Genomic DNA, 24535 nt, shown 5'->3' with positions numbered 1-24535 from the left:
AGCGGCTACGACGCCTCGGCTCTGCTCTCCAGGCTCTTCACCGGTGCGGGGTCGTTCTCGGTCAGCCCGACCTTCGCCGCTCCGCCGGGCGAGCCGAGCTCGGTGAAGAAGTCCGCGTTGATCTGCAGGTAGCCGCTGTGCTCGTCGGGCAGGTCGTCCTCGTAGAAGATGGACTCGACCGGGCACACCGGCTCGCAGGCGCCGCAGTCCACGCACTCGTCGGGGTGGATGTAGAGCATCCGGGCGCCCTCGTAGATGCAGTCGACGGGGCATTCCTCGATGCATGCCTTGTCCTTGATGTCGACGCAGGGTTCGGCGATCACGTAGGCCACGAATGTTGTCCTTCCGTCTGGCTAGCGGGGTCAGCCGGCTGCGGGCCGCAGCAACTCGGTCAGGCTGGCTAATTTAGCGCGGTCGCGTCCGCGCGGCTCACCGGCCCTTTCGGGCGGCAATGTCCCCATGGTTCCGGCCCGGGCGGGGCATGAGTAGAGGTTTGGCGTTGTGGTGTCACAAGCTATAGTTGTGGTCACACGATTTGATTGTGAGCCGTCGACCATGCCACTCAGCCCCCGGCTGCCCGAACTGGCCTCGTTCGAGGCGTTTTTGGCGATCGCCGAGACGGGTAGCCTCGGCCGCGCCGCCCGCGAACTCGGGCTGACGCAGCAGGCGATCTCGCGTCGCCTGGCCACCATGGAGGCCCAGATCGGCGTCACCCTGGCCGTCCGGACCACGCGCGGCTCCCAGCTGACGCCCGCGGGCCTGATCGTCGCGGACTGGGCGACCCGCCTGCTCGAAGTCGCCCAGGAGGTGGATGCCGGGCTGGGCTCGCTGCGCAAGGAGGGGCGCGAACGCATCCGGGTGTCGGCCAGCCAGACCATCTCCGAACAACTCATGCCGCACTGGCTGCTGTCGCTGCAGGCCGATGCGGCGCGGCGCGGCGACACCGCGCCGCAGGTGATTCTGACCGCCACCAACAGCGACCACGCCATCGCCTCGGTCCGCGACGGCACCGCCGACCTCGGGTTCATCGAAAACCCCGGAACGCCAAAGGGTTTGGGCAGCTGCGTGGTGGGGGAGGACGAGCTGGTGATCGTCGTGCCGCCCGACCATAAGTGGGCCCGACGGTCGCGGATCGTGACCGCACGCGAACTCGCGCAGACGCCGCTGGTCTCCCGCGAACTCCATTCGGGCATCCGCGATTCGCTGGCCGCGGCGTTGCGTCAGGTGCTCGGTGAGGGCATGCAACAAGCCCCGCCCGTGCTGGAATTGACGTCCGCGGCGGCGATGCGCGCCGCCGTCCTCGCCGGCGCGGGTCCGGCAGCCATGAGCCGGCTAGCGGTGGCCGACGACCTGGCGGTGGGTCGCCTGCACGCGGCCCACATCCCCAAATTGGATCTGCGGCGCAAGTTTCGGGCCATCTGGGTCGGCGGGCGCACCCCGCCGGCCGGGGCGATCCGCGACCTGTTGAGTCACATCATCAGCCGCACAACGGCATAGAACCTGCACCGGGGCCGGGCTCAGGCCGCGGCGTCGGCCGCCAGCGCCTCGTCGTAGCGATCCAGCACGGTCTCGGCCACCAGCCGGTGCGCACCCAGCGGCTCGGCCATCCGAATGTCGTTGTCGCGGGCGAAGGTTGACACGCCGTCGGTGATGAATCCCGGCGCCAGGAACCACGGCGCGATCACCAGCCGGCGCGCGCCGCGGCGGTGCAACTGGTCGGCGGCGCGGGCCACCGACGCCTCGGGCCGGGTGGCGAACGCCGTTGCGGCACCCGCCCATCGGGTGCCGGCGGCCAGCCGGGACGCCACCTTGGCGGTGCGCGCGTTGGCGGCCAGGTTCGACGAACCGATCGCGACGACCATCACCCCGAGATCGTCGTCGTCCGGGGACACGCCGACCTCGGCGAGACGCTCGCGCAGGACGCTGATCAGCCGGTCGTCCTCGCCGAGCACGTCGGACTGCCGGATGCCCTGGGCGCCGGCGCGGGCGATCTGCTCGGGGATGTCGAGGCGCGCGTGATACGCGCTGGCCAACAGCAACGGGGCGACCACGGCCCGGCGGCTGTCGGGCAGCCCGGCCAGCACGTCGACGAAGTTCGGGGTGTTGAGCTCGAGGAACGCCAGCCGCACGTCGAGGTCGGGCCGCATTTCCCTCAGCCGCCCGGCCACGGCTTCGGCGTTGGCGCCCGACCGGGGGTCGCGGCTGCCGTGCGCGGTGAGGACGAGAGCGCTCACCGCAGGTCTTCTTCGTCGGCACGCAGCGCCCACGACGCGAAAGCCTCACCGCTGTCGCGCTTTTCGAGGTACTTGCGGGTCACGCGGTCGATGTAGTCGCCCAGCTCGTCGCTGGTGACCTTGTGCTGGCGCAGTTTTCGGCCGAAGCCGCTCTGCTCGCCCAGCCCGCCGCCCAGATGCACTTGGAAGCCCTCGACCGAATTGCCGTCGCCGTTGTCGATCCACTGGCCCTTGAAGCCGATGTCGGCGACCTGGATTCGGGCGCACGAGTTCGGGCATCCGTTGAGATGCACGCTGATCGGCGCGTCCAGCCGGGACTCGACGTCGGCCAAGCGCTGCTCGAGCTCGGGCACCAGAGTCTGGGTGCGCACCCGGGTCTCGGCGAACGACAGCTTGCAGTACTCAATTCCCGTGCACGCCATGGTGTTCTTGCGCCATGACGACGGCCGCGACGGCAGGCCAAGCGCGTCCAGGCCCGCGACCAACTCGTCGACCTTGTCGTCGGCCACGTCGAGGATGACCAGCTTCTGGAACGGGGTCCAGCGTGCGCGGTCGGAGCCGGCCTTCTCCATCAGGTCGGCCACGGCCGACAGGGTGCTGCCCGACACGCGGCCGGCGATCGGCGCGACGCCAACGGCGTTGAGGCCGTTCTTGATTCGCTGCACGCCGACGTGGTCGATCGTGTGCTTGACCGGTGTGGGCGCCGGGCCGTCGATCAGCCGACGGTTGAGGTATTCCTCTTCGAGGACCTCACGGAACTTCTCCACGCCCCAGTCCTTGACCAGGAACTTCAGCCGGGCCTTGGCGCGCAGCCGCCGGTAGCCGTAGTCGCGGAACAGCTGGGTGACGGCCTCCCAGACGTCGGGCACCTCGCTCAGCGGAACCCAGACGCCGAGGCGCTGGGCCAGCATCGGGTTGGTCGACAGGCCGCCGCCCACCCACAGGTCCAGGCCGGGCCCGTGCTCGGGGTGCTCGACGCCGACGAACGCGATGTCGTGCGTCTCGTGCGAGACGTCCTGCAAACCGGAGACCGCGGTCTTGTACTTGCGCGGCAGGTTCGCGTACTCGGGATTACCCAGCGAGCGGCGGACGATCTCGTCGATCGCGGACGACGGGTCGAGCACCTCGTCGAGCGAGTCGCCGGCCAGCGGCGAACCGTGGATACCGCGCGGGCAGTCGCCGCACGCCTCGGTGGTCTGCAACCCGACGGAGTCGAGCCGGCGCCAGATCTCGGGGACGTCCTCGATGCGGACCCAGTGCAATTGCAGGTTTTCCCGGTCGCTGATGTCGGCGGTGTCGCGGGCGAATTCGGTCGAGATCTGGCCGAGCGTGCGCATCGTGTGCGCGGTCATCGCCTTGCCGTCGGAACGGACCCGCATCATGAAGTACTTGGCTTCGATCTTGTCGGTGTTCTCGTCGCCGGTCCAGCTGCCGTCGTAGCCCTGCTCGCGTTGGGTGTAGAGGCCCATCCAGCGGAACCGTCCGCGCAGATCGGACTTGTCGATGCTGTCGAAACCCTGCTTGGAGTAGACGTTGATGATGCGGTCTCGGACGTTCAGCGGGCCGTCGTCGTTCTTGATCTTCTCGGTGTCGTTGAGGGGTTCGCGATCCCCCAGCGCCCACTGACCCTCGTTGCGGGTCTTGACGGGACGTGCGGTGGTCATGTGGCGTTCTCATTCCTCGCGGCGGCGCATTGTGGCGGTTGTGCGGCCACACGGCGGGCTTGGCGGACCTTCTTGCTGCCGGGCCGCGGCATCGCGATGATGTTGGGTCTGTAGGCACCCGCAGGTTCGTCTTTGGACCCACGGGTCGCGATTTCCATAGTGCACTTCTGGCGGGTGTGTCAGTAGAGGTCATGTGTTGTGAAGGCACAACCACGCGTTGTGTGCGCTGTTTCACGTCTTTGCCTTGGCGGCCAGAGGGATTGGGTCGGCGGTTACCGGATGCGCAGTAATGTGGCCGCTTATGAGCACCTCCGACGTCCACGACGTGATCATTATTGGTTCGGGTCCTGCGGGGTATACCGCGGCGTTGTATACGGCGCGGGCGCAGTTGGCGCCGGTGGTGTTTGAGGGGACGTCGTTTGGTGGGGCGTTGATGACGACCACTGAGGTGGAGAACTACCCGGGGTTTCGTGAGGGGATCATGGGCCCGGAGTTGATGGATCAGATGCGTGAGCAGGCGCTGCGCTTTGGGGCTGATCTGCGGATGGAAGACGTCGAATCCGTGTCGTTGGATGGTCCGATCAAGAGCGTGACCACCAGCGAGGGTGAGACGGTTCGGGGGCGGGCGGTCATTTTGGCGATGGGTGCTGCGGCCCGGTATTTGGGGGTGCCCGGCGAGCAGGAGCTGTTAGGTCGCGGGGTGTCCTCGTGTGCCACGTGTGATGGGTTCTTTTTCAAAGATCAAGACATCGCGGTGATCGGGGGTGGGGATTCGGCGATGGAGGAGGCCACGTTTTTGACCCGCTTTGCCCGCAGCGTCACCCTGGTGCACCGGCGTGAGGAATTCCGGGCCTCGCGGATCATGCTGGAACGGGCGAGGGCCAACGAGAAGATCACGTTTGTGACCAACAAGGCGGTCGAGGCGGTCGAGGGTGCCCAGACGGTGACGGGGTTGCGGTTGCGCGACACGGTGACCGGTAAAGAGTCGACGTTGGCGGTGAGCGGGGTGTTCGTGGCGATCGGGCATGACCCGCGTTCGGAGTTGGTGCGCGAGGTGCTCGAGACCGATCCCGACGGTTATGTGCTGGTGCAGGGTCGTACCACCAGTACCTCGATTGAGGGGGTGTTTGCCGCTGGGGATCTGGTGGATCGCACCTACCGCCAAGCCGTGACCGCGGCCGGCAGCGGTTGTTCGGCCGCCATCGACGCCGAACGCTGGCTCGCCGACCACGAGGAAACCGACGTCGACGCCTCCGTCACACCGGCTATAGGTCGACAGTCGTTGCGTAACTGAAGGTTTCAGGCGACGTCGGCGACCAGGACACCCATCCGGCGCAGGCCCAGCCGCGCGATAAACGGCAGTCCGTCACCGTCGGCGCCGGTGGGTAGCACCCGCAGATTGGTGATGTGCACGTCGCGATTGCGGACCTGCAGATCCGCCTCACCCGCGGCCAGCAGGTTCTTGACCCAGTCAGTCTTGCCGTGGCCCAACAGGATCGTGAGGGTATTGCCTTTGCGATACGCGTTCACCACGGTCCGATACGGCTTGCCGGACTTGCGGCCGCGATGGTTGACCACGACGAACGTCGGCAGATAGCGCGCCGCCTTTCGCATGACCGGGTTCATGTACTTCATCTGCAACCGGTCGATCCACGATGGAAAGAGCATCGGCAGGCCAGGAGCGCTGTTGGGGTGATCCTTGGGGGACATGAGGACTCCTGAGATTTAGACGGGCAGTATGGCGGAAGTTGTTCTGCGGCCGCCGAGTTGGGCCGGCAGTCGAAGGTAGCCGTGCAAGTTGATCAGCTCGCGCCGCTGTGGCGGCGCGGCGAGGCGCAGATCCGGAAAGCTCTCGAAGAGTGCGCGCAGTGCGGTCGCACCCTCGATGCGGGCCAGCGCGGCACCGAGACAGGCGTGGATTCCGGACGCGAAGGCCAAATGGTCGCGCGCGTTGGGCCGGGTGATATCGAAAGTGGTTGGGTCCGCGAACGTTTTCGGATCGCGGTTGGCCCCGCCGAGGAACAGCCCGACCATGTCGCCGGCGGCGATGTGGGCCCCGGCGATTTCGACGTCGCAGCTCGGGGTGCGTGCGGTCATCTGGACGGGGCTGGCGAGCCGCAGGATCTCCTCGACGGCCGCGGGCCACAGGCCCGGATTGTCGTGCAGCAGGGCCAACTGCTCGGGGTGCTGCAGCAGCAGGACGATGCCGTTGCCGATCAGATTCACTGTCGTCTCGAAGCCCGCTCCGACGATCAACGCGGCGTTGGCGGTGAGCTCGCGGTCGGTCAGTGAGCCGTCGGCGACCATGCGGCCAAAGGGATTGTCGCTTCGATTTTCGGCGCGCAGTTTGTGGAAGTGCTCAAGCAGGTAGTCGTCGGCGCCGCGTAGGCCGTCGATGGCGTTGCGGTAGGTCTTCCAGTCGATCCCGATATCCAGCAGCGGAGAGCCGCTGCGACCCCACGCCAGCATGCGGGGATAGGAATCAACGGGAAGGCCAAGGATTTCGGCGATGATGGCGACCGGCAGTTGCGTCGCGAAGTCGGCGATCAAATCGGGCTGCGGGGTGACCGCAATGCGTTCGATCCGGTCCATGGTCACCTCGGCGACCCGGGTATCCAGCGAGTCAATGGCGCGGGGAGTAAAGCTTTGTGCCACCAGCTGGCGATAACGCGTGTGATCGGGCGGATTGACGATCACCATGGCGGGCGGTTCCACCGGGTTGGCAACGCCGGGGTCGGTTTTGGCGATGAGCGCCTTCAGGGGCCGTGGCAATTCCATCTCGGAGGGCGCCGTGACGCCAAAGCGCTTGTCTCGCAGTATTTGTCGACACACCGCATGGTCGACACTGGCCCACACGAACGGGGAGCGCACCACCGGCCCGCGCGCCCGGATCTCCTCCATCAGCGCATACCGGTCCTCACCCGGGGTGGCGGTACGCAGCAGTCGGGCCAAAGGGTCGCCACGGCGGGCCTGAACGGCGAAGTATGCCCGCGGTACCCCGTGCATGGCTGCCCACCGGGCCCGCAGTCCGACACGCATAACGATCCCAACCTCTCGTGGAACGTGCGATACAATGAGACTCTCAATGTCTCATATGCTTCGACGGCAACGATACGACGACCGTGACGAACGGGCAAGGAGGGATCGATGACCTCGACGCGAACGGCGGAGTTCGTGCGGCGACTCACCGAGCCCGATCCCGTCGTCCTAGCCCAGGTCGTCAGTCCCGACGAGATCACCGCCCGCATCCTGGCCGCCACCATCGAGCAGGCCGAACTGGTGGGAATGCGCCGCATCACCATGGAAGACGTCGCGCGGCGTAGCGGCGTCGGGCGCGCGACCCTTTATCGGCGTTTCCCGACCAAGGCGGCACTCGTCGATGCCGTCGTGCTCGCCGAAGCGCGCCGTTTCCTCGAGGGCGACGCGCAGGCCTGGGCGCAGGGCGCGACGCTCGAAGACCGCATGGTCCACAGCACGGTGTTCTCGGTGACGTTCATGCGCGAACACGCCCTGCTCAAAAAGCTGCTGCGCACCGAGCCCGAAACGATTTTGCCCAGTCTGACCATCGACGCGGGCGCGATTCTCGACTACGCCACCGAGCACGCCATGCGGCTGCTGCGCGCCGAGCTGCACGGCACGTCGAAAACCACTGCGGCCCAAGAGCGCCACCTGCGCACCGTCGCGGAACTGCATACCCGGCTGACGTTGTCGTTCATCGTCACGCCGCACACCGGCATCAACCTGGCCACCATCGACGACACGCGCACCTATGTGCGCAACTACCTGATGCCGATGGTCACCGGGCCCAGTTAGTCGGTTGTTTTGGGTCCGGCTGGTGGGGCCCATGCGCCACTTTCGTCTCTCCGCGCGGCGGCGCCGAATTACGCGACGGCCCAGTCACTTCCGTGTCGTCTAACGCGACGTGAGGTGGGCGGTGACGACCGGCGCCACCCGCGCGATGAGTTCGTCCACCGGAGCGGACGCGATCGGCTCGACCTGAAGGACGTGGCGCAGGTAGGCGATGCCCAGGAGTTGGGCCATGGCCAGATCGACGCGCAGTTCGGTGTCCGACCCCTCCAGCAGCTTGGCCATCTGCGGATACAGCTGGCCCGCAATGAACTGGCCCACCAAAGCGGCCGACTCGTCGTGGGTGGCGGCGCCCCGCAGGATCGCCAGTAGGGAGGCGCGGGAGTCCGGCTGCTCCCATGCCGTGAAGAACACTCGCGTCAGGCGCTCGCCGATTTGCTTGCGATTGCTGCCGGCGATGCGCTCGCCGATGTCGGCCGGGTCAAATGGCCACCCCATCGTGGACCGGAACAGCTCGGCCTTGCTGCCGAAATAGTGCCGGATCAGCGCCGGGTCCACGCCGGCGGCGGCGGCGATGTCGCGGACCGAGGTCTTGTCGTAGCCGGAATCGGCGAACAGCCGTCGAGCGGTCGACACGATGGCGTTCCGGGTGTCGGGGTTGCCCGGGCGTCGTCCAATGGGGGGCACAGTCCAGAAACTCTACAGTCGTTGACTTCCGCATGCCCGCGCTTTAGCCTGGAAGCATAAATTCCCCAAGTGAGGAGTTAAGGAGATGCCAGCACCGCGATGGGTTGCCCGGGCCAACAAGATCGGGCTCAATCGGTTCACCAAGTTCATCGCCCCCTGGGCGCCGGGATGGGGAGTCGTCGTCCATCGCGGGCGCAAATCGGGGCGCACCTTCCGCACGCCGCTGTGGGTCTTTCGCCGCCACAACGGATTTGTGATCGCGTTGACCTACGGTCCCGAAACGGATTGGGTGCGCAATGTCCTCGCCGCGGGGGGCTGCGAACTACAGACCCGGCGGCGGCGCTACCAGCTCGGCGCGCCCGTCGTCTTCCACGACGACAAGGCGACCGACATGCCGGCGTTCATCCGGTTCATGCTGCGCAGGGTGATCAAGGCGCCGGATTTCCTTCGGCTCGACATCGTGAGCCAATTGGCCACGGCGCGTTGATTACCCGCCGCCCGACGCAAACACCACGTCGGGGTTGAGGATCCCCGCCGGGTCGAAGCCGGCCTTGATGCGGCGCATCAGATCCACCTTGACCGGGTCCTCGAGCTCCACGAAGTACGCGGTCTTGGCGCGGCCGAGCCCGTGCTCGCCGGAGATCGCCCCGCCCAATTCCATTGCCAGCGCGAAGATGTCGGTCAACAACTTCTTTCGTGCCGTCGCGTCCGGGCAGAAGATGGCCAGGTGCACGTTGCCGTCGCCGGCGTGCCCGCAGCCCGCCGCGGCTCCGCCGGCCGCAACGGCCATTTCACGCGCGGCACTCAAAAACTTCGGCATCGCGCCGCGCGGCACGACGGTGTCGATGAGGTCGTCGGCGTTGAGCGCCTTGAGCGTCCAAAACGCCTTCTCCCGCGCCTCGATCAGCTTGCGCGCCGCGCCGCCGTCGAGCACATAGGCGTCCACCGCACCCAGCTCGGCGAGCAGCTCACCCGTCGTCTCGACATCCTCGTCCAGCCGGTCGGCGCTCCGGTTCTCAAGGGCCACAACGAGATAGGCCTGACAGCTGTCGCGGACGTCGTCGGGAACCCCGAGCTCCAGGTTCTGGGTGTGGACGAGCGCGGCCATCGTCACGTTGTCGACGTATTCCAGGATGTAGGGCGCCAGGCCGCTGAGCAGGATCCTGGGCACCGCCTGCATGACCTGGTCGAAGTCGACGAACGGCGCGAGCACGGTGGCGCTGTGGTCGAGCCGCGGATGCAGCTTGACGATCACCTCGGTGGCCAGCGCGAGGGTGCCCTCGGAGCCGACGATGAGCTGGGTCAGGTCGTAGCCGGTGGAAACCTTGGCGATCTTGCCGCCGGTGCGGATGAGCTCGCCGGTGGGCAACGCGGCCTGCAATCCGAGCACGTTGTGGCGGGCGATGCCGTACTTGACCGCGCGCATGCCCCCGGCGTTGGTGCCGACGTTGCCGCCGACGCTGGAGGACAGCTCGCCCGGGTGGACCATGTAGCGCAGCCCGGTGCCGGCCGTCGCGGCGTCCAGCTCGGTGAGCGTCACGCCGGGTTGGACGACGGCGACCTGGTTGGTGACGTCGACCTCCAGCACGGCGTTCATGCGCTCGAAGGAGATCAGCAGCCCGTCGGCCCGCGGGACCGCCGCGCCCGACAGGCCGGTCCCCGAGCCGCGGGCCGTCACCGGCACGCGGGTGTCCGAGGCAACTTTGAGCAGCCGGGCGACCTCGTCGGCGCTCGCCGGCTTGGCCAGGTACGCCGGCTTCTGCGGGGGCGTCGTCAAGACCTCGTCGTGCGCGTAGTCCTCGGAAATGGCGTCACCGGTGAGCACGTTGTGCGCTCCGACGATCTGCGCGAACTGCGCCGTCATGTCGGTCATCGAAGGCCCCACCTTCTCCCGCGTCGGACAGAAGCTCACTGTATCGGTGCCGCTAGGGTGGGGCTGGCGCGGTTTCATGCAGTGCGGCGGGGGACCATAACTGCCGGCCGTGGTGCCATGCGGTTACGACACGCGTGAGCCTGCGCACGTTATGTCGTCGCCCGATTCGGGAACACGCGGGCTGGACTGTCTCCGACGTTGCGGAAGGATTGCGCAGTGGCCTCCTCGTCCCGCGGTTCGCGGCTCGGTACCCGGTTCGGGCCGTATGAGCTGCGATCACTGATCGGCACCGGGGGACTGGGCGAGGTCTATCGGGCCTACGACACGGTTAAGGACCGGATGGTCGCGCTCAAGCTGTTACGTGGCGAGACGGCCGCGGACCCTGGCTTCCAGCAACGGCTTTGGCGTGAATGCCGCAAGGTGACGCGGCTGCAGGAGCCGCACGTCCTGCCGCTGCATGACTTCGGCGAGATCGACGGGGCGCCCTTCATCGACATGCACCTGGTCGACGACGGGGGTAGCCTCAAGGACCTGCTGCGCGAGCAGGGCGCGCTGGAACCCTCGCGCGCGGCGTCGATCACCGCGCAGGTGGCGCGCGCCCTGGACGCCGCGCACGCTGGTGGGTTGGTGCACCTGGACGTCAAGCCCGAAAACATCCTGCTCACCCACGACCACTTCACCTACCTCGCCGACTTCGGCATCGCCGAAGCCGCAGGCGACGAGCATATTTCGCGGACCTACATGGCGCCCGAGCGATTCACCACCGGACGCATCGGGTCGCAGACCGACGTCTACTCGCTGGCATGCGTGCTCTACGAGTGCCTCACCGGCCAGCCGCCGTTCGAAGCCGAGGACGCGGGGGAGTTGAAGAGCGCGCACCTGCTGTCGCCGGCGCCGCGGCCGAGCATCATGCGCCGCGGTGTCGGCCGCGACTACGACGACATCATCACCCGGGGCATGGCCAAACAGCGCACGGCGCGATTTGATTCGGCCGGCTCACTGGCCCGAGCCGCCAGCGAAGCTGTGTTCGCGGCCTATGAACCGGTTTCCGTTGGGGGCGGCCAACTTCCGCTGCCGCGCACCCGGCCGTTCCAGGCGGTCACTCTTCCGGATGCCGACTCCGGTTCCGAGCTTTCGTCTGCTCCGGCGCGTCGTTGGAGTGTCGGGCGCACGCCTTTGGTGGTGAGCGCGGTGGCCGCGGTGATGTTGATCGCCGGGCTGGTGTTGTCGGCGAAATCCGTGGTGGGAACGCATCACCACAATGCGGCGTCCCCGCCGCCGTCTTCGGTCAAGGCTTTGCCGTCGGCCACGTCTCCGCCGCCACCGTTGACGCCGACATTGTCGCGTCCGGTGAAGGGCGCCGACGGGTTAGGGTTCGTCGGCGAGACGGCCCGCTGCGACCCGGGCAATCCGCCGGCCGCCGTGGTCCGGACGGCCAAGTCGCTGGCGGTGGTGTGCGAAAACCTCAGCGGGACTTACTACTACCGCGGCGAGCGGATTCGCGACGGCGCCCACATCGAGCTCTCGAATGCTTCGCGGGTCGGGGACGGATTCGACGTCACCAATCCGGTCGACGGCGTCGTCTACGAGGTGCGTCCGTACCGGCTGCGGATCATCAGCTACGGGCACGTCGATTCCGCGGAGCCTGTGCTGCAGTTCGCGACGGCGTCGTAATCGCCAGGGGCGCGTGGTTTTTCGGCTCTTTTGGGCGCTGGCCGAGGGGGACAAGCGGGCGGTCCTGGTTCACATAGGACTCATGGGCCACAGGGGTAACGAGATTCCGACCATGACGTGACTTACAAACGTGCTAGCGAATGTGATAGCGCCTCGCACATGATCCCGGGGCAAGCACAGCCGAAAGCGCTGGTTGCCAACGGCTTTGCTTGAGGCGCGGTATCGACACGGCGTGGCTGACGAGTCCGATGCCCGCGCCGAGGATGGGCCAGATCGGCCAGAAGTAGGTCGCGTCGGTCGTCAGGGCAACCGCGGCCCAGACCGTGAGCACGACGACGACCATGGCGAGGTACGCCACGAGGTGAGCGCGCACTCCGCGGCGGGCCGCGGCGACGCGAGCGGCGCGCCGGCGCGGATCGTGTCGCCGGATGCGGTCGAGCGGCAGGCCGGCGAGGAGTTCGTGCAGTTCTTCGGAGGTCTGCGTCTGGAAAACCTTCTGCAGCCGTTGGTCGTACTCGTCGACCTGCAGGTAGCCCTGGGCGAGGGCCTGGCCGAGCAGGTCGGCGGTCTTCTCCCGGTCGCGGGTGCCGGCGAGCGTGGATGTGGTGTCCAGCAGATTCGTCATGTCGCCTCCTTGGTCGCCGATGTGAATAGCATTAACATAGACCGTAATGTTAATGTCGTCAACATGGCAGTGAAGCGGCCCGCGACGCGGCGGCGCGAGAGCTATCACCACGGTGATCTCAAGCGCGCGTTGACCAGCGCCGCGCTCTCGTTGGTGGCGGAGAAGGGGCCGAAGGGGTTCACGCTCACGGAGGCGGCGCGACGCGCCGGGGTGAGCGCCGCGGCTCCGTACCGGCACTTCGCCGACAAGGCCGAGCTGCTGACCGCCGTCGCCGAACAGGGATTCCGCGACCTGCATGCCGAGTTGGCCGCAGCGGCCGATCGGGCGTCGGATCCGCGAGAGCGGGTGATGGAGCTCGGTCGCGCCTATGTGCGGTGGGCCGTGGCCCATCCCGATCACTATCAGGTGATGTTCGGGGCGGAGTCGCTCAAGGTGGAGCAGCCGGGCATGGCGGTGGCCGGCGCGCAGGCGTTCGGGGACCTCCTCGACGCGATCACCCAATGCCAGGAGGCGGGGATCGTCGGGGATCGGGATCCTCGGGAGATCGCCGGGCCGCTCTGGTCGCTGGTGCACGGCATCGCGTCGCTGGCCATCGGCGGCCACCTGCGCGCGGTTGGCATTACCGGGGCGCCGGAGGGCCTGGTTGATGGTGTTGTGGCTCAGGTGCTTTGAGCTCTTACCAGGGTCGTGACGTTTTTTGGCTCGTTCCGGGTGCGAAGGTGACGGGGAGTTTGCCCAGCCCGGTCATGCTCGGATTGCCGAGGTATTGGTGGACATTTTCGACGTCGACTTGATACTCGGGGATGCGGTCGAGGACGGCCTTGACCATCGCTTGCGACATCAGCCGCGCGAGATGCGAACCGATGCAGCGGTGCGGCCCCAGCCCGAAGGCGACGTGGCGGTTGGGGGCGCGGTCGAGGATGATCTCGTCGGGCCGGTCGAATTCGTTTTCGTCGTGGTTGGCTGACAGCCAGCTGAGGATGACTTTGTCGTTCTTGCGGAGGCATTGGCCGCCGAGGACGACGTCGTGAGTGACTGTGCGGCTGAGGGTTTGGTTGACGGAGAAGTAGCGCAGGAATTCGTCGGTGGCGGTGCGGTAGAGCTCGGGGTGGTCGATGAGTTGCTGTCGGAGGTCGGGGTGGGTGCCCAGGTGTCGTAGCGTCAGCGATGTTTGGGAGGTGGTGGTGTCGACGCCGCCGCCGATGAGGTTCCAGAGGATGTTGAGCAGCTGTTCGTCGGTGAGGCGGTGGCCGTCGAATTCGAAGTGCAGCAGGAAGCTGGTCAGGTCGTCTTTCGGGTTGCTGCGTCTGGCCGTGGCGAATTCGATGACTTCTTGCATCATGGCGGGCACTTTGGCGATGGCGCCGGCGTACTCGTCGCTCTCTTGTGGGACGGCCATGACGGAGTGAAAGAGGTTGGCGTACAGGTGCCAGTTGTCGTAGGGCAGGCCCATCAGCTTCATGGTCAGGATGGCCGGGACCGGGCTGGCGTAGTCGAGCACCAGGTCCATGTGTCCTTGGGTGATGTGTTGGTCGAGGAACCAGTGGGCGGATTGCTCCATGATCGGCTTGAGCTTCTCGACGGCTCCGGGGGAGAAGAACGGGGCCAGCGCGTGCCGTAGGGCTTGGTGGTAGGGGCCGTCGACCTCGCCGATGCCCAGGGCCGGTTGGCCGTCGGGGCGCGGGACGCCCATCTCGCCTTGGTAATTCACGCCGTCTTCGGCGTCCGGTTCGTATTTGTGGGCGAAGGTGTCGCCGTCGCGGGCGGTGTGGCTCACCGCGTCGTAGCTGCTGAGGTACCAAAAGCCGTCGTAGTTCTCGTTCCAGGCGACCGGACATCGTTGCCGCAGTTCGGCATTGACCGCTAGCTCGTTGAGGTTGAACGCGTCGGAGTGATGGTCGAAGTCGACGGTGGCGTCTGGTCGGACCTTCGGGCGTGTGACCATCGAAAAGCTCTCCCACGGAAGCGGTCTGCTTAGTTGGCGGTGACGGGCGCTTATTGGTTTATCTTTGCATTATTGCGCGTTCGAGCCGCGTGGTGAAGCGTGGTTGAAGGTCGGTTTTAATCGTGTTCGTGAGGGGTCTGACTTGCTGCGGAGGTTGGGTTGAGTAGTCATCGAACAGTTTTCAATCACGTTGGGTTGTGCGTGACTGACCGCGAGCGGTCGCGCCGGTTCTACGAGGGGCTGCTGGGGTTCCAGTTCTGGTGGGAACTCGATCCGCCGGACAGTGCGACGTCCCATTTGGTGGGGCTGCCCGAGCCGCTCGGTGTGCACGCGACCTATCTGGTGCGGGACGGGTTCGTGCTCGAGCTGATGGACTACTCGAAGCGTCAGGTGCATGCCGGCTCGGAGCGGGTGATGGACCAGATCGGGCTGACGCACATCTCGTTGTCGGTGTCGGATCTTCCGGGTGTTCTGGGTCGGGTGGCGGAGTTCGGGGGAACGGTGGTCGATTCGTCAGTGTCCGCCGGCGCGGCGATGATTCGGGATCCGGATGGGCAGTTGCTGGAGTTGCTTTCGGATAGGTGGTTGAAGGTGTTGCCGCCGAAACCGCAATAGGTTGTTTCCCCTTGCTTTAGTCGTTGGGTGTCTCAGCGAGTGCACGACCGATGGCCACGAGTACCTTGCTCTGTTCCTCGTGCTCCCAAAAGCGCATCACTACCCAACCAGCTGATGTGAGAGCGGTCGTCTGATCGTGGTCTCGCCTGACATTCCTTTCGAGCTTTGGTGACCAATATTCTCCGTTCACGCCCGGCTGTCGTCCATGTTCGGGGCAACAGTGCCAAAAGCAGCCATCAACGAATACCGCGATGCGACGCCTGGTGAACGCGATGTCGGGCCGGATGAGTTTGCCCTCGATCCGGATAGGGTGGTCCTTGCGAAATCGGTAGCCTAATCGGTGCAGCGCCGAACGTAGTCTGACCTCCGGCTTGGTGTCGCGCCGCTTGATTGCGGCCATGTTGCGAGAGCGCCCCGCTGATGTGACATATCCCGTGACTTCACTCGCCGTCGGCGCGCCAACGCCATCGTATGCGCCCATCCAGATACGGTACTTCTCCAGTGTTTGACGCCCTGGGTGGTCAAGCGGTAATGTTTCGAATCGAACGTATGTTCGAATGGGAACGGGAGGACTGCGGTGGTCGGCCGATTGAGCTGCATCGAGATTTGCGCCGGCGCTGGCGGTCAATCGCTGGGCCTCGATCAAGCGGGGTATGCACATGAGCTTGCGGTTGAGATTGAACCTGAGCCTTGCGAAACGCTTCGTATCAACCGGCCGCAGTGGAAAATCCATGAGGGTGACGTCCGCGAGATTAACGGCGCCGACTTTCGTGGTGTCGACTTACTTGCAGGGGGCGTGCCATGCCCCCCGTTCTCGATCGCGGGAAAGCAGCTCGGAGAGGATGACGAGCGCGATCTATTTCCCGAAGCACTGAGGCTGGTCGCTGAGGCGCAGCCGAAGGCTGTGATGCTCGAGAATGTCCGCGGTCTATCGACGGCGAAGTTCCAAACCTATCGCAACTCGGTACGCGCGCGCCTCTCGGAGCTCGGCTATGAGTCTGACTGGCAAGTATTGAACGCGAGTGAGTTTGGCGTACCGCAGCTGCGCCCACGATTCATACTTGTCGCGGCTTTGCCGAAGTATTTCGAGCACTTCGAGTGGCCGGGGGCAAAGAAAAGGCCGCCGACGGTCGGCGAGGTTTTGCTTCCATTCATGGCTTGTGATGGCTGGACTGGTGCCGAGGCGTGGGCTAGGCGCGCTGATGGGATAGGTCCGACGATTGTTGGTGGCTCTAGAAAACATGGGGGCCCCGACCTGGGCCCCACACGCGCCCGGGCCGCCTGGTTGGAACTTGGGGTCGATGGTAAGGGCCTTGCGAACCGGTGTCCGGACGAGTTGACTCCGTTCGGCCACACGCCGCGTCTCACGCTAGAAATGGCAGCCGCGCTGCAGGGCTTTCCTCCCGAGTGGCATTTTTTTGGCCGCAAGACAGCTGCGTATCGACAGATTGGGAATGCTTTTCCCCCACCGGTGGCCGAGGCTGTTGGTCAAGCGATCAAGAAAGCGCTGTGCGGCAAGGTATCTCGCCGTCGCCATGCTAGCGATGTGCTATCGGTCGCCCGATCAGCTTAAAGTTCCAATGGGTTGAGAAGTCGGGAATGCAACGTCATGCGCTGCCCGCAAACGCAAATCCACAGGGTACGGCTATTAACCCGGCCATTGTGGCTTTCCCCGCAAAATGGGAAGGCATCTGTATCCTTGTTCGCTTAGCGGGGAAATTCCGCTGCTAAGCGCACCTGGTGGCACATCTAGCTTCACAGATTCCCACCTGCCACCAGGCTGGTCCTTCGGTGCGGAAGCAACCAGCCATGCGCGATTTATCGTCGCAATGGCGACGGGATTCAGCTCCTCGTTAAGGCGCACAGCCACCAGAAGCCAATTGCTGTCGCGCTGCATCGTTTCGAACTCATTGCGCGACAGAAAGATACGTAGTCTTCCTCGGCGTGTGGTGGACTTCACCTCCAGATGCAGACGCATTGGAGGTGCATCCGCCTCCACATTGATGTCGTATCCGTACCCGTCCGAGATCAAAGCGACATGCTGAACGTGAAGCTCTTTAACGGCTTGGAGCAAGGCTGTCAGTGCGCGTTCACCCGCAATACCAACCCGCGAACGTTCAGCGGCGTCCACTTTGCCCCAAAGAGCTCTAAGCAGAGTGAATGCCTCATCAGGCGAGATGTTCAGCGCCTCCGCAGCGCAGACGCCGTCCTCGGGCAGCGTATCCCTATCGGGGACAAGAACATCCGAGTCTGCGAACCAGAGTGTCTCTTGGAGGGCTGCTTCAAACACGGCTCGTCTGCATTCCCCTGCCGGGAATCTGATGCAGAGGAGACCACTGTTTTGGAGCCATACATAGGCGGCTGCATATTGCGTGGGTGTGATGTCGCCGAAGGCGGGGTGGGATGTGAACAGTGCCCGGATTTGGGTGTCGCTCGACTCGCCCCGATGCTCAAGCCACCGTGCTGCTGCCCGAAGTACCGGGCTAGCCGGCATCGGCACGAAGATGCCCCATTAGCGTCTGAAGATCACTTTGATCGAGTCCACCACCAATTGCTGGTTCCTCGTCTAGGTCAGCGAGTTCTTGTACTGCGGGATCATCCAGAATGCGTCCCATAAACTGCAATTTGGCTTCAAGCCGTTGGTTCACGGCTTCGTCAATGGTTCCGGCGCTTGTGAGCACAGTGACACGAGTGTCGATGTCTGGCGGCAGCCCCAACCGATGGATACGATCGAGGCTCTGCAAAAAGCGGCCCGCGCCGAAATCACGATCAACATAGACAGCGTCATGGCATTCATAGTGCAGGCTGATCCCTTCGCCAAGCGTTGCCGGGTTTGACAGAAGCACCATGCATCCTGGATCAGCTCTAAAGCGCGTTATTTGACCATCGCGGTCCTCGGTCCCTCCGTGAACGACCGCCGGGTCAAACTCGCGCAGCACGTCAGCAAGGGTGTTAATGCTGCGTATGAATGATGACCATATAAGAGTTTTGCGTCCCAATGCAGCGTTGGACGCAACGATTGCGAGTGCTTCCTGGTACTTGGGCGATAGCTCATAGCTAGGTAGGTCATGCATCAGCTTCATTAGGTTCGATCCGGCTGGGATAGGTAGAGGAGGAACTTGGTATGCGAGCGGCTCATATTTTGTTGTCCCAGCGGCTAGTAGCGCGGGGCTCACTGCGGCCATGAGCAGGTACACGAGAATCTTCCCAAGAAGTTGCAAGTCGTCTTGGGATGTAGCTGCCCTGGCTGAATACATTCCAATTAGGCCATCATAAATTTCGCGGTGTAATGGAGGCAGCTGAAGAAGACGGTGGCTGAGTCTAACTGGCGGAAGGCCAAGTTCGCCTTTTGTGGTGCGCGTAAACAGTGGCCGTAAAACCCGGCTAGCAGAGGAAAGATTGCCGCCGGCGACAGCGTTGCTCACCGTGCGTCGACCATGTCCGGGCCAAACGAACCCGAAGAGATTCTCGAGGTCCTTGGCACCATTAGGCGCCGGAGTCCCGGTGAGAATTAGTCGACGCCGCGCACGAGGCCCTAGCGCCATGCATGACGAGCCGTATACGCCTTCGGCTCCCAGCTTCATTCGATGGGCTTCATCAAGAACCAGAAGTGTGGGTCCTGCCATCACCCAGCGCGCCAACGAGTTTAACGAGCCACGCAGACGTTCATAATTCACGACTATTGCTTCTGCGGTCGGGTCGACCCGTGCATCGAAGATGTTCATCCGCAACGGGGCCGCAAAACAAGTGGCATTCTCGGACACCCATGCTTCATAGCAGGACTTGGGCCCTATGATGAGCAGCCGCTGAACTTCGCCCATGTTTCGCAGTGCCTGAAATACTGCGAGAGTGACGCGAGTCTTGCCTGCCCCAGGAACCGAGAAGTTTGCTCCATGTCGGAGGGACAAGAGACGGGCGACATCACGACGTTGGAACTGAGTCAGTTCGCCCACCCATCCAGCCCCGAGTAGTTCTTGAACCGAATCGAGTGACACAGCTGCGACGTCGGATACGTCGTCAGCCAGATGTGCAGCTACATTCTGAGCGTCGATGGTCGTATCGCGCGCCAGCGTGGCGAGATCTTCTTGCCACATTACACTTTCGGGATAAGGCCAATTCGCTAGCTCAGCAAGATTCACCAGTAGATCGTCGACGGCAATATCCACAACTCCATGTGGTTGCAGGCGTGCAGTCCGGAATCTTGTCGCCAGCCGATGCAGTTCGTCTTGATACCCGTCGCTTGTATGCAGTCGGGCGGTCACAGCGTCGTCGCCAAAGCTGATCTCCAAGCTCGGCTCGGATTCGCTCATTGACCCGCCTCGGCCACCTTCAACAGCCAGTCAACGCCTTCGCCCGGCTCGGTAAATGTGCGACGGGCCTCTTTGGCCAGTTTCTCAATCGCGTTGCGGAGTCTTATAACGGCGTCGTCGAACGCAGAATCATCGATAGCACGTGTGGCCCTGCTCTGTGCTAGATCACCAGCGCACAGTTCAATGTCGTCGCATGCGTCTGAAAGACGCTCTGGTGCGGCCAATTTTCGCTTCTGGAGGCGGGCATCCCGCCCAGCAGGAGTCAACGCGCGGTCAAAGGACTCACGCGCCGCAGCCAGTGTTGCAGCGGCCGCGTTCGCATTGCCAAGCCCCCCTGCTGGTGGGGTTGGGGCCTGGGCTACTGCCTTCGCTTTAAGCAATTCGTCGGTCAGGGACTTAGTCATCCGCGCCTGCGGGCCGGCGGCGGGGACTTCGACGCCCGCAAGGCCAGGAATGCTAATCCGCTGGGGCGCTTCAGCTTTCGGCTTGATTCCGTCTGGCAACTTGGATTGGAGATACTTTTCGTAGAAATCGGACTGCGCGAAGCGCAGATCAGTCTTGGCATAACCAAGGACGATCATCGCCAGACGAGTCTCTTTGAGAGCGTCCGCAGCGTCGTGATCAGTTGCAGCCACCTTCGTGTACGCACGATACAGCTCACGAAGCTTTTCTTGGTGGTCCTCAAAGTCGATCTTCCGCAAAGCCGCGCCGCCACTAGTTGCGCTTCGGTCGATTGCGTCCTTGATGACGCTGTAGACCCATTGATCTTGCTCCAGCGTCGACTTCTTGATCCTGAACTCACGGGCGATGTCTTCCGGGCGACGCCCAAGCTGGAGTTGCTCATCCATCGCGATAAGGCGATTTATATATGAGTAATCTCGCTTCTGCTCCTTCCGTAGTTGAAGTGACAATTCGACTGTGTTGATGTCATCCCAATCGGAAGTCTCTGGTAGGACGCCGACCCGAATGTACTTCTCGCCAAGCTCGCGCAATGCGGCACATCTGGTGTTCCCGTTGACGAGCACCCCGTGGATCGAGATTAGGCCGGGATCACGCTGGCCGAAGGATTCAAGGTCATCGCGAAGCGCTTCAAAGTCCGGATCTACCTTGTCCGGATCAGACGGCTGACTCTTAAGAAGCGCGTTTAGGTACTCTTGGCCAATCGCACCCCAGGGCTGCTCTTCGAGCGCTTTGTCGCGCTCAGGGTCCAGCGACCGCTGCGCCCTGATGCGGTGTGTGTCAGGGTTGTAGTAAAGGATGTCGACCGGCATCGAGATCACATACAGGTGTTTTGGTTGCCCGCGCCACTCGATTGTGATCTTCTCGCCGTTCGACTTTGATGCTTCTTCGATCCGCGCTCTGACCATCTCAAAGATCTGCTCGCCGTGAGGCGGGATCTCATACTCTGACGCCATCGACGTCTGTTCCTCCCTTGATTATCTGGTCTCACGGACATGTTGCCAGCTCCTACCGACAGCTGGGGCACAATCACTAGATCGAACACGCCAGATGGAGTGACAGTGATACTGCCTAAGTGGAATGACCCTGAGTTGTCGGCTGGAACAATGGTTCGAGGAGCCCTTTGGCTGTTACAGGTGGTCGGTGAGGGCAACGTCTTTACGAAAGAGCAAGTTAGAGGGGCATTTCCAGGTGTTTCGCAGGCCGATCGCAGGATGAGGGACCTGCGTGACTACGGATGGGTAATCTACTCGAGCTCAGACGACGTCGCGCTGAGCCTAGATGAGCAGCGATTTGTCCAGGCTGGCGCCGCAGTATGGGACCCGGCGGCTCGTCGACAGGTCCAGCTCAAGACGATCACAGCAAAAGAGCGTCAAGCAACGATGGCGGCCGACGGCCACCAATGTGTTCACTGTGGCATAGCCGGTGGTGAACCATATCCTGAGTCACCCAATGAAACGGCAGTTTTGGGGGTCTCAAAGCAGCCCGTGCAGCTCGCGGACGGTGCGACTGATCGACAACTTCTAACGGTGTGCAAGCGCTGCCGTGTCGGTGGTGCGGGATCACCCAAGCCCGATCTTGGCCGCCTGATTGAGGACGTCCGTAACCTCGATGGTACGGACTATAACCGCCTGTGTCGTTGGGTTGAGCGGCGTAGGCGCGGACCGACACCGCTCGATCGTATTTGGAATGCCTATCGTCGGCTGCCAGCCGAATCCAGGCTTGAGTTTGAAAATCACCTCGACTGTACGAGTAATCAGTAAGCGCATCGGTCAGAATTCGCTGTGCTCGCCGGTCACGGACTTTTTGGCCTTAGGGCACGCAACACGCCGAATAGCGGTTGATGCTCCGGATTGTGCCAGCTGGACGTAAAATCTTCCGAAGGAGGAAGCGTGCTTCAGAAGATCATAATAAAAAATTTCAAATGCTATAAAGACTTCAGCTTAGAATTCAACGCTGATGTCAACATCATCGTTGGTAATAATGAGGCAGGCAAATCCACGCTACTCGATGCCATCAACCTCGCACTTACTAGCCGCGTTGCAGGCCGCCTCCTCCAAAATGATATTTCACCACACTTGTTTAACCAGGATGTTGCTAAATGCTACATCCAGCAAATAAATGAGGGAGTGAATGTTCTTCCGCCCGAAATGATCATCGATCTGTATCTGGCAAGCGATCCCCAGACTGCGCATCTGTGCGGGACGAACAACTCGACTCGAGAAGATCTTCCCGGTGCTAGAATCCGCGTAGCCTATAATCACGAGTTTGCTGATGAGTACCAAGCATTTATAGTCGCCGGAGGAGCATCTACTGTACCGGTCGAATATTACACCGCTGAGTGGACCGCTTTTTCTGGAAGTGCAATCACGCAACGCAGTTTGCCAGTAGGAGCTTCGTTGATAAATGCTGCAAATATACGCTTGCAGAACGGTGCCGATTATTATCTACAGAAAATCATCAAAGGGCATTTAACTGATCGTGAACGCGTTGAGCTTTCAAGGGCATATCGTGATCTCAAGCAGAGCTTTACTGATAACCCGGCAATCAGTGCCATTAATCAAAAGCTCGACGGCGCGAAGGGCGACGTCACCGACAAGACGTTCTCGCTTGGTGTAGACGTCTCACAGCAGGCGGGCTGGGAGTCGGGGCTTATACCGCATCTCGACGAGCTGCCATTCACGATGATTGGCTCGGGAGAGCAGAACGCCATGAAGATTCTCCTCGCAATCACAAGGCGTATTGAGGAATCTCATGCCATCTTGATCGAGGAGCCCGAGAACCACTTGTCGTTCGCTACCCTTAACACTCTGATCAGCAAGATCGAGGATAAGTGCAAAGAGCGCCAGGTGATCATCACCACCCACAGCTCGTATGTCATAAATAAGCTGGGACTCGGGAAACTCGTTCTGCTGCACGATCAACAAGCCGCTAAGATGACTGAGCTCGATGCCGCAACCCAGGACTACTTCATGAAGTTATCCGGTTACGACACGCTACGCCTTGTCCTTGCCCGCGAAACTATCATCGTCGAAGGGCCATCTGACGAGTTGGTTGTGCAGCGCGCATATATGGACACCCATGATGGCCGCCTTCCGATCCACGACGGGATCGATGTGCTTAACGCCAGAGGGCTGTCATCTAAACGGTTCCTTGAAATCGCTGCGCTGTTAGGCAAGCGGGTCCACGTCGTGACTGATAACGACGGCGATCCCGGAGCTGTCGATAAAAAGTTCGAAGATTTTGCAGCATATGGCAACATCACCATCCACCGCAGCGGCGACGCGAATCTGCCAAGCCTTGAGCAGCACCTCCATAGTCTCAATGGTTTAGACAAGATGAATCGGATACTTGGGAGCAGCTTTCCGGACGACGAAAGCATGCTGGATCACATAACAAAAGACCGCAACAAAACCACCTGCGCGCTCGCTATCTTCGGAACGAGTGAGACGGTGGCGATGCCGGAGTACATCCTGAATGCCATCGGATAGTCGAGTAATTCTGGCGGCGGCCGGCTCGAGGAAAACAGAGTCGATCATCCAGGCCGTAGCCAACGCAGATCCTGCCCGCCGTATCCTAATTACCACTTATACCATCGAAAATCTAGCTCAAATATCTGAACGTCTTACAAAAAGATTAGGAACAATCCCGCCGAATGTTATCATAAAAACTTGGTTTACTTTCATGCTTAATGATTGTATTAAGCCCTATCAGAATTTTTTAACCACTACCAATCGAATCCGTTCAATAAATTTTATGACGCGGCCGGGGCGCTATGCACAGAAAGCTAACGTCGATGGTTATTACATTGACTCTGGATCCAACATATATAGTGACAACGCGGCGGACTTTGCCGTTGCCCTGAACGAAGCCTCTAGCGGAAGAGTAATGCGCCGCCTCGAAAGTATCTACGATGACGTCTACGTGGATGAGATTCAGGACCTCGTAGGGTATGACCTCGACCTGCTCGATCTGCTGATCGCAGCTGATGTCTGCCTGACGATGGTAGGTGACCCGCGGCAGAGCACATATACCACGAGCAGAACCCGCAGGCACAGCTCATATCAACGCCTTAACCTCTATAAGTGGTTCGAGGAACGGGAAGCGGCTGGCGAGTTAACAATCGAGTGGCGCAACGAGAGCTTCCGGTGTAACCAACAAATCTGCGATTTTGCTGATGCTCTCTATCCGGACCTTCCCAGGACTACGTCGCGAAATTCTACTTCAACTAGGCACGACGGTATTTTTCAAGTTGCTGCGTCCGAAGTCGTTGAATACGTGGCGACATACCGGCCAGTCGTGTTGCGATACAACGTTAATACCAATACCCTGGGTTGCTCAGCGATCAATATTGGTATATCCAAGGGGCGTACATACGAACGTGTACTGATATTCCCAACCGGCAAGATGAAAAAATATTTGCTCACCCAAAATGTTGCCGATGCCGGTGATATCGCAAAGTTCTATGTTGCGGTCACGCGTGCGCAGTACAGTGTCGCCTTCGTCGTTTAGCAACTGACTCATGTTACGAATAGTGACCGATACCTGAGGTGCCTGGGCGCGGGGCGTGGCAAGACTGAGCCGGCCGTCGCCCGATGACTTACGTAAGTGGAGGAGCCGGTGCGCCTGCCCGGCGCGGATC

The 24535-nt window shown here is 62.4% G+C and carries 23 protein-coding genes; 10 read left to right on the top strand and 13 right to left on the bottom strand.

The window, feature by feature from the left end:
- Positions 1 to 5: 5 nt before the first annotated feature.
- On the bottom strand, positions 6 to 332 hold the full coding sequence (gene fdxA, locus ACZ50Z_RS10710) for a ferredoxin (protein ID WP_067176317.1): 327 nt from the start codon (positions 330 to 332) through the stop codon (positions 6 to 8).
- A gap of 223 nt (positions 333 to 555) precedes the next feature.
- Between fdxA and ACZ50Z_RS10705 the strand changes: the two genes are divergently transcribed.
- Positions 556 to 1497, top strand: a complete 942-nt coding sequence (locus ACZ50Z_RS10705) for a LysR family transcriptional regulator (RefSeq protein ID WP_464483526.1) — start codon at positions 556 to 558, stop codon at positions 1495 to 1497.
- A 20-nt stretch (positions 1498 to 1517) separates the two neighbouring features.
- Here ACZ50Z_RS10705 and ACZ50Z_RS10700 read toward each other — a convergent pair whose 3' ends face one another.
- Positions 1518 to 2234 (bottom strand): sirohydrochlorin chelatase, encoded by a 717-nt coding sequence (locus ACZ50Z_RS10700; protein WP_464483525.1) that lies wholly within the window; start codon positions 2232 to 2234, stop codon positions 1518 to 1520.
- Complete coding sequence (locus ACZ50Z_RS10695; RefSeq protein ID WP_464483524.1) at positions 2231 to 3898, bottom strand: nitrite/sulfite reductase; 1668 nt, start codon at positions 3896 to 3898, stop codon at positions 2231 to 2233. Before ACZ50Z_RS10695 ends, ACZ50Z_RS10700 begins: the two co-directional genes overlap by 4 nt.
- Positions 3899 to 4199: 301 nt before the next feature.
- Between ACZ50Z_RS10695 and trxB the strand changes: the two genes are divergently transcribed.
- Positions 4200 to 5192 (top strand): thioredoxin-disulfide reductase, encoded by a 993-nt coding sequence (gene trxB, locus ACZ50Z_RS10690; RefSeq protein ID WP_464483523.1) that lies wholly within the window; start codon positions 4200 to 4202, stop codon positions 5190 to 5192.
- Positions 5193 to 5197: 5 nt separating this feature from the next.
- Here the strand turns inward: trxB and ACZ50Z_RS10685 are convergent, their stop codons facing one another.
- Together ACZ50Z_RS10685 and ACZ50Z_RS10680 are read right to left on the bottom strand one after the other, a co-directional pair.
- A complete protein-coding gene (locus tag ACZ50Z_RS10685) occupies positions 5198 to 5608 on the bottom strand; it encodes a nitroreductase family deazaflavin-dependent oxidoreductase (RefSeq protein WP_464483522.1) in 411 nt (136 codons plus the stop codon).
- Positions 5609 to 5623: 15 nt separating this feature from the next.
- A complete protein-coding gene (locus ACZ50Z_RS10680; protein ID WP_464483521.1) occupies positions 5624 to 6937 on the bottom strand; it encodes a cytochrome P450 in 1314 nt (437 codons plus the stop codon).
- 108 nt (positions 6938 to 7045) lie between these two features.
- On the opposite strand from ACZ50Z_RS10680, the gene ACZ50Z_RS10675 reads away from it, so the two are divergent.
- Positions 7046 to 7711 (top strand): TetR/AcrR family transcriptional regulator, encoded by a 666-nt coding sequence (locus ACZ50Z_RS10675; RefSeq protein WP_464483520.1) that lies wholly within the window; start codon positions 7046 to 7048, stop codon positions 7709 to 7711.
- A 99-nt stretch (positions 7712 to 7810) separates the two neighbouring features.
- On the opposite strand, the gene ACZ50Z_RS10670 is transcribed toward ACZ50Z_RS10675, so the two are convergent.
- Positions 7811 to 8392, bottom strand: coding sequence for a TetR/AcrR family transcriptional regulator (locus ACZ50Z_RS10670; RefSeq protein ID WP_464483519.1), 582 nt, complete (start codon positions 8390 to 8392; stop codon positions 7811 to 7813).
- An 85-nt stretch (positions 8393 to 8477) separates the two neighbouring features.
- On the opposite strand from ACZ50Z_RS10670, the gene ACZ50Z_RS10665 reads away from it, so the two are divergent.
- Positions 8478 to 8879, top strand: a complete 402-nt coding sequence (locus ACZ50Z_RS10665) for a nitroreductase family deazaflavin-dependent oxidoreductase (RefSeq protein WP_464483518.1) — start codon at positions 8478 to 8480, stop codon at positions 8877 to 8879.
- Here ACZ50Z_RS10665 and ACZ50Z_RS10660 read toward each other — a convergent pair whose 3' ends face one another.
- Positions 8880 to 10265, bottom strand: coding sequence for an FAD-binding oxidoreductase (locus ACZ50Z_RS10660; RefSeq protein WP_464483517.1), 1386 nt, complete (start codon positions 10263 to 10265; stop codon positions 8880 to 8882).
- 216 nt (positions 10266 to 10481) lie between these two features.
- Here ACZ50Z_RS10660 and ACZ50Z_RS10655 point away from each other — a divergent pair, with 216 nt between their 5' ends.
- Entirely contained in the window at positions 10482 to 11939 is a 1458-nt protein-coding gene (locus ACZ50Z_RS10655; protein ID WP_464483516.1) for a serine/threonine-protein kinase, read from the top strand.
- A gap of 133 nt (positions 11940 to 12072) precedes the next feature.
- On the opposite strand, the gene ACZ50Z_RS10650 is transcribed toward ACZ50Z_RS10655, so the two are convergent.
- Positions 12073 to 12564 carry a DUF1707 domain-containing protein gene (locus ACZ50Z_RS10650; RefSeq protein WP_464483515.1) on the bottom strand — a complete coding sequence of 164 codons (492 nt, stop codon included), beginning with the start codon at positions 12562 to 12564 and terminating at the stop codon, positions 12073 to 12075.
- A gap of 69 nt (positions 12565 to 12633) precedes the next feature.
- Here ACZ50Z_RS10650 and ACZ50Z_RS10645 point away from each other — a divergent pair, with 69 nt between their 5' ends.
- The gene (locus ACZ50Z_RS10645) at positions 12634 to 13236 is read left to right on the top strand and encodes a TetR/AcrR family transcriptional regulator (RefSeq protein ID WP_464486177.1); all 603 of its coding nucleotides are present in this window, start codon (positions 12634 to 12636) and stop codon (positions 13234 to 13236) included.
- Between the two features lie 4 nt (positions 13237 to 13240).
- Here the strand turns inward: ACZ50Z_RS10645 and ACZ50Z_RS10640 are convergent, their stop codons facing one another.
- On the bottom strand, positions 13241 to 14509 hold the full coding sequence (locus tag ACZ50Z_RS10640) for a cytochrome P450 (RefSeq protein ID WP_464483514.1): 1269 nt from the start codon (positions 14507 to 14509) through the stop codon (positions 13241 to 13243).
- A gap of 159 nt (positions 14510 to 14668) precedes the next feature.
- On the opposite strand from ACZ50Z_RS10640, the gene ACZ50Z_RS10635 reads away from it, so the two are divergent.
- Positions 14669 to 15124: a VOC family protein gene (locus ACZ50Z_RS10635; protein ID WP_464483513.1), complete on the top strand. Its 456-nt coding sequence runs from the start codon at positions 14669 to 14671 to the stop codon at positions 15122 to 15124.
- A 16-nt stretch (positions 15125 to 15140) separates the two neighbouring features.
- Here ACZ50Z_RS10635 and ACZ50Z_RS10630 read toward each other — a convergent pair whose 3' ends face one another.
- Positions 15141 to 15605 (bottom strand): very short patch repair endonuclease, encoded by a 465-nt coding sequence (locus tag ACZ50Z_RS10630; protein ID WP_464483512.1) that lies wholly within the window; start codon positions 15603 to 15605, stop codon positions 15141 to 15143.
- Between the two features lie 108 nt (positions 15606 to 15713).
- Between ACZ50Z_RS10630 and ACZ50Z_RS10625 the strand changes: the two genes are divergently transcribed.
- Positions 15714 to 16697 carry a DNA cytosine methyltransferase gene (locus ACZ50Z_RS10625; RefSeq protein ID WP_464486176.1) on the top strand — a complete coding sequence of 328 codons (984 nt, stop codon included), beginning with the start codon at positions 15714 to 15716 and terminating at the stop codon, positions 16695 to 16697.
- A 75-nt stretch (positions 16698 to 16772) separates the two neighbouring features.
- Here the strand turns inward: ACZ50Z_RS10625 and ACZ50Z_RS10620 are convergent, their stop codons facing one another.
- The 3 genes from ACZ50Z_RS10620 to ACZ50Z_RS10610 all read right to left on the bottom strand — a co-directional run bounded on the left by ACZ50Z_RS10620 (position 16773) and on the right by ACZ50Z_RS10610 (position 20849).
- Complete coding sequence (locus ACZ50Z_RS10620; RefSeq protein WP_464483511.1) at positions 16773 to 17414, bottom strand: protein NO VEIN domain-containing protein; 642 nt, start codon at positions 17412 to 17414, stop codon at positions 16773 to 16775.
- Positions 17415 to 17607: 193 nt separating this feature from the next.
- A complete protein-coding gene (locus tag ACZ50Z_RS10615) occupies positions 17608 to 19434 on the bottom strand; it encodes a DEAD/DEAH box helicase (protein WP_464483510.1) in 1827 nt (608 codons plus the stop codon).
- Positions 19431 to 20849, bottom strand: coding sequence for a hypothetical protein (locus ACZ50Z_RS10610; protein WP_464483509.1), 1419 nt, complete (start codon positions 20847 to 20849; stop codon positions 19431 to 19433). Before ACZ50Z_RS10610 ends, ACZ50Z_RS10615 begins: the two co-directional genes overlap by 4 nt.
- A gap of 936 nt (positions 20850 to 21785) precedes the next feature.
- On the opposite strand from ACZ50Z_RS10610, the gene ACZ50Z_RS10605 reads away from it, so the two are divergent.
- Positions 21786 to 23384: an ATP-dependent nuclease gene (locus tag ACZ50Z_RS10605; protein WP_464483508.1), complete on the top strand. Its 1599-nt coding sequence runs from the start codon at positions 21786 to 21788 to the stop codon at positions 23382 to 23384.
- A complete protein-coding gene (locus ACZ50Z_RS10600) occupies positions 23371 to 24405 on the top strand; it encodes a UvrD-helicase domain-containing protein (protein WP_464483507.1) in 1035 nt (344 codons plus the stop codon). The genes ACZ50Z_RS10605 and ACZ50Z_RS10600 overlap by 14 nt, the downstream gene beginning before the upstream one ends.
- Positions 24406 to 24535: the final 130 nt, after the last annotated feature.

It is taken from the genome of Mycobacterium sp. NTMscope_MAC_269 (assembly GCF_976985695.1).
This window is presented reverse-complemented; position numbering and strand designations above follow the sequence as displayed.

Bases quoted from the DNA above. Each gene is read 5' to 3' on its own strand.
- ACZ50Z_RS10705 (WP_464483526.1), top strand. From the start codon at position 556: ATGCCACTCAGCCCCCGGCTGCCCGAACTGGCCTCGTTCGAGGCGTTT.
- ACZ50Z_RS10695 (WP_464483524.1), bottom strand. From the start codon at position 3,898: ATGACCACCGCACGTCCCGTCAAGACCCGCAACGAGGGTCAGTGGGCG.
- trxB (WP_464483523.1), top strand. From the start codon at position 4,200: ATGAGCACCTCCGACGTCCACGACGTGATCATTATTGGTTCGGGTCCT.
- ACZ50Z_RS10685 (WP_464483522.1), bottom strand. From the start codon at position 5,608: ATGTCCCCCAAGGATCACCCCAACAGCGCTCCTGGCCTGCCGATGCTC.
- ACZ50Z_RS10680 (WP_464483521.1), bottom strand. From the start codon at position 6,937: ATGCGTGTCGGACTGCGGGCCCGGTGGGCAGCCATGCACGGGGTACCG.
- ACZ50Z_RS10675 (WP_464483520.1), top strand. From the start codon at position 7,046: ATGACCTCGACGCGAACGGCGGAGTTCGTGCGGCGACTCACCGAGCCC.
- ACZ50Z_RS10665 (WP_464483518.1), top strand. From the start codon at position 8,478: ATGCCAGCACCGCGATGGGTTGCCCGGGCCAACAAGATCGGGCTCAAT.
- ACZ50Z_RS10660 (WP_464483517.1), bottom strand. From the start codon at position 10,265: ATGACCGACATGACGGCGCAGTTCGCGCAGATCGTCGGAGCGCACAAC.
- ACZ50Z_RS10650 (WP_464483515.1), bottom strand. From the start codon at position 12,564: ATGACGAATCTGCTGGACACCACATCCACGCTCGCCGGCACCCGCGAC.
- ACZ50Z_RS10640 (WP_464483514.1), bottom strand. From the start codon at position 14,509: ATGGTCACACGCCCGAAGGTCCGACCAGACGCCACCGTCGACTTCGAC.
- ACZ50Z_RS10630 (WP_464483512.1), bottom strand. From the start codon at position 15,605: ATGGGCGCATACGATGGCGTTGGCGCGCCGACGGCGAGTGAAGTCACG.
- ACZ50Z_RS10615 (WP_464483510.1), bottom strand. From the start codon at position 19,434: ATGAGCGAATCCGAGCCGAGCTTGGAGATCAGCTTTGGCGACGACGCT.
- ACZ50Z_RS10610 (WP_464483509.1), bottom strand. From the start codon at position 20,849: ATGGCGTCAGAGTATGAGATCCCGCCTCACGGCGAGCAGATCTTTGAG.
- ACZ50Z_RS10600 (WP_464483507.1), top strand. From the start codon at position 23,371: ATGCCATCGGATAGTCGAGTAATTCTGGCGGCGGCCGGCTCGAGGAAA.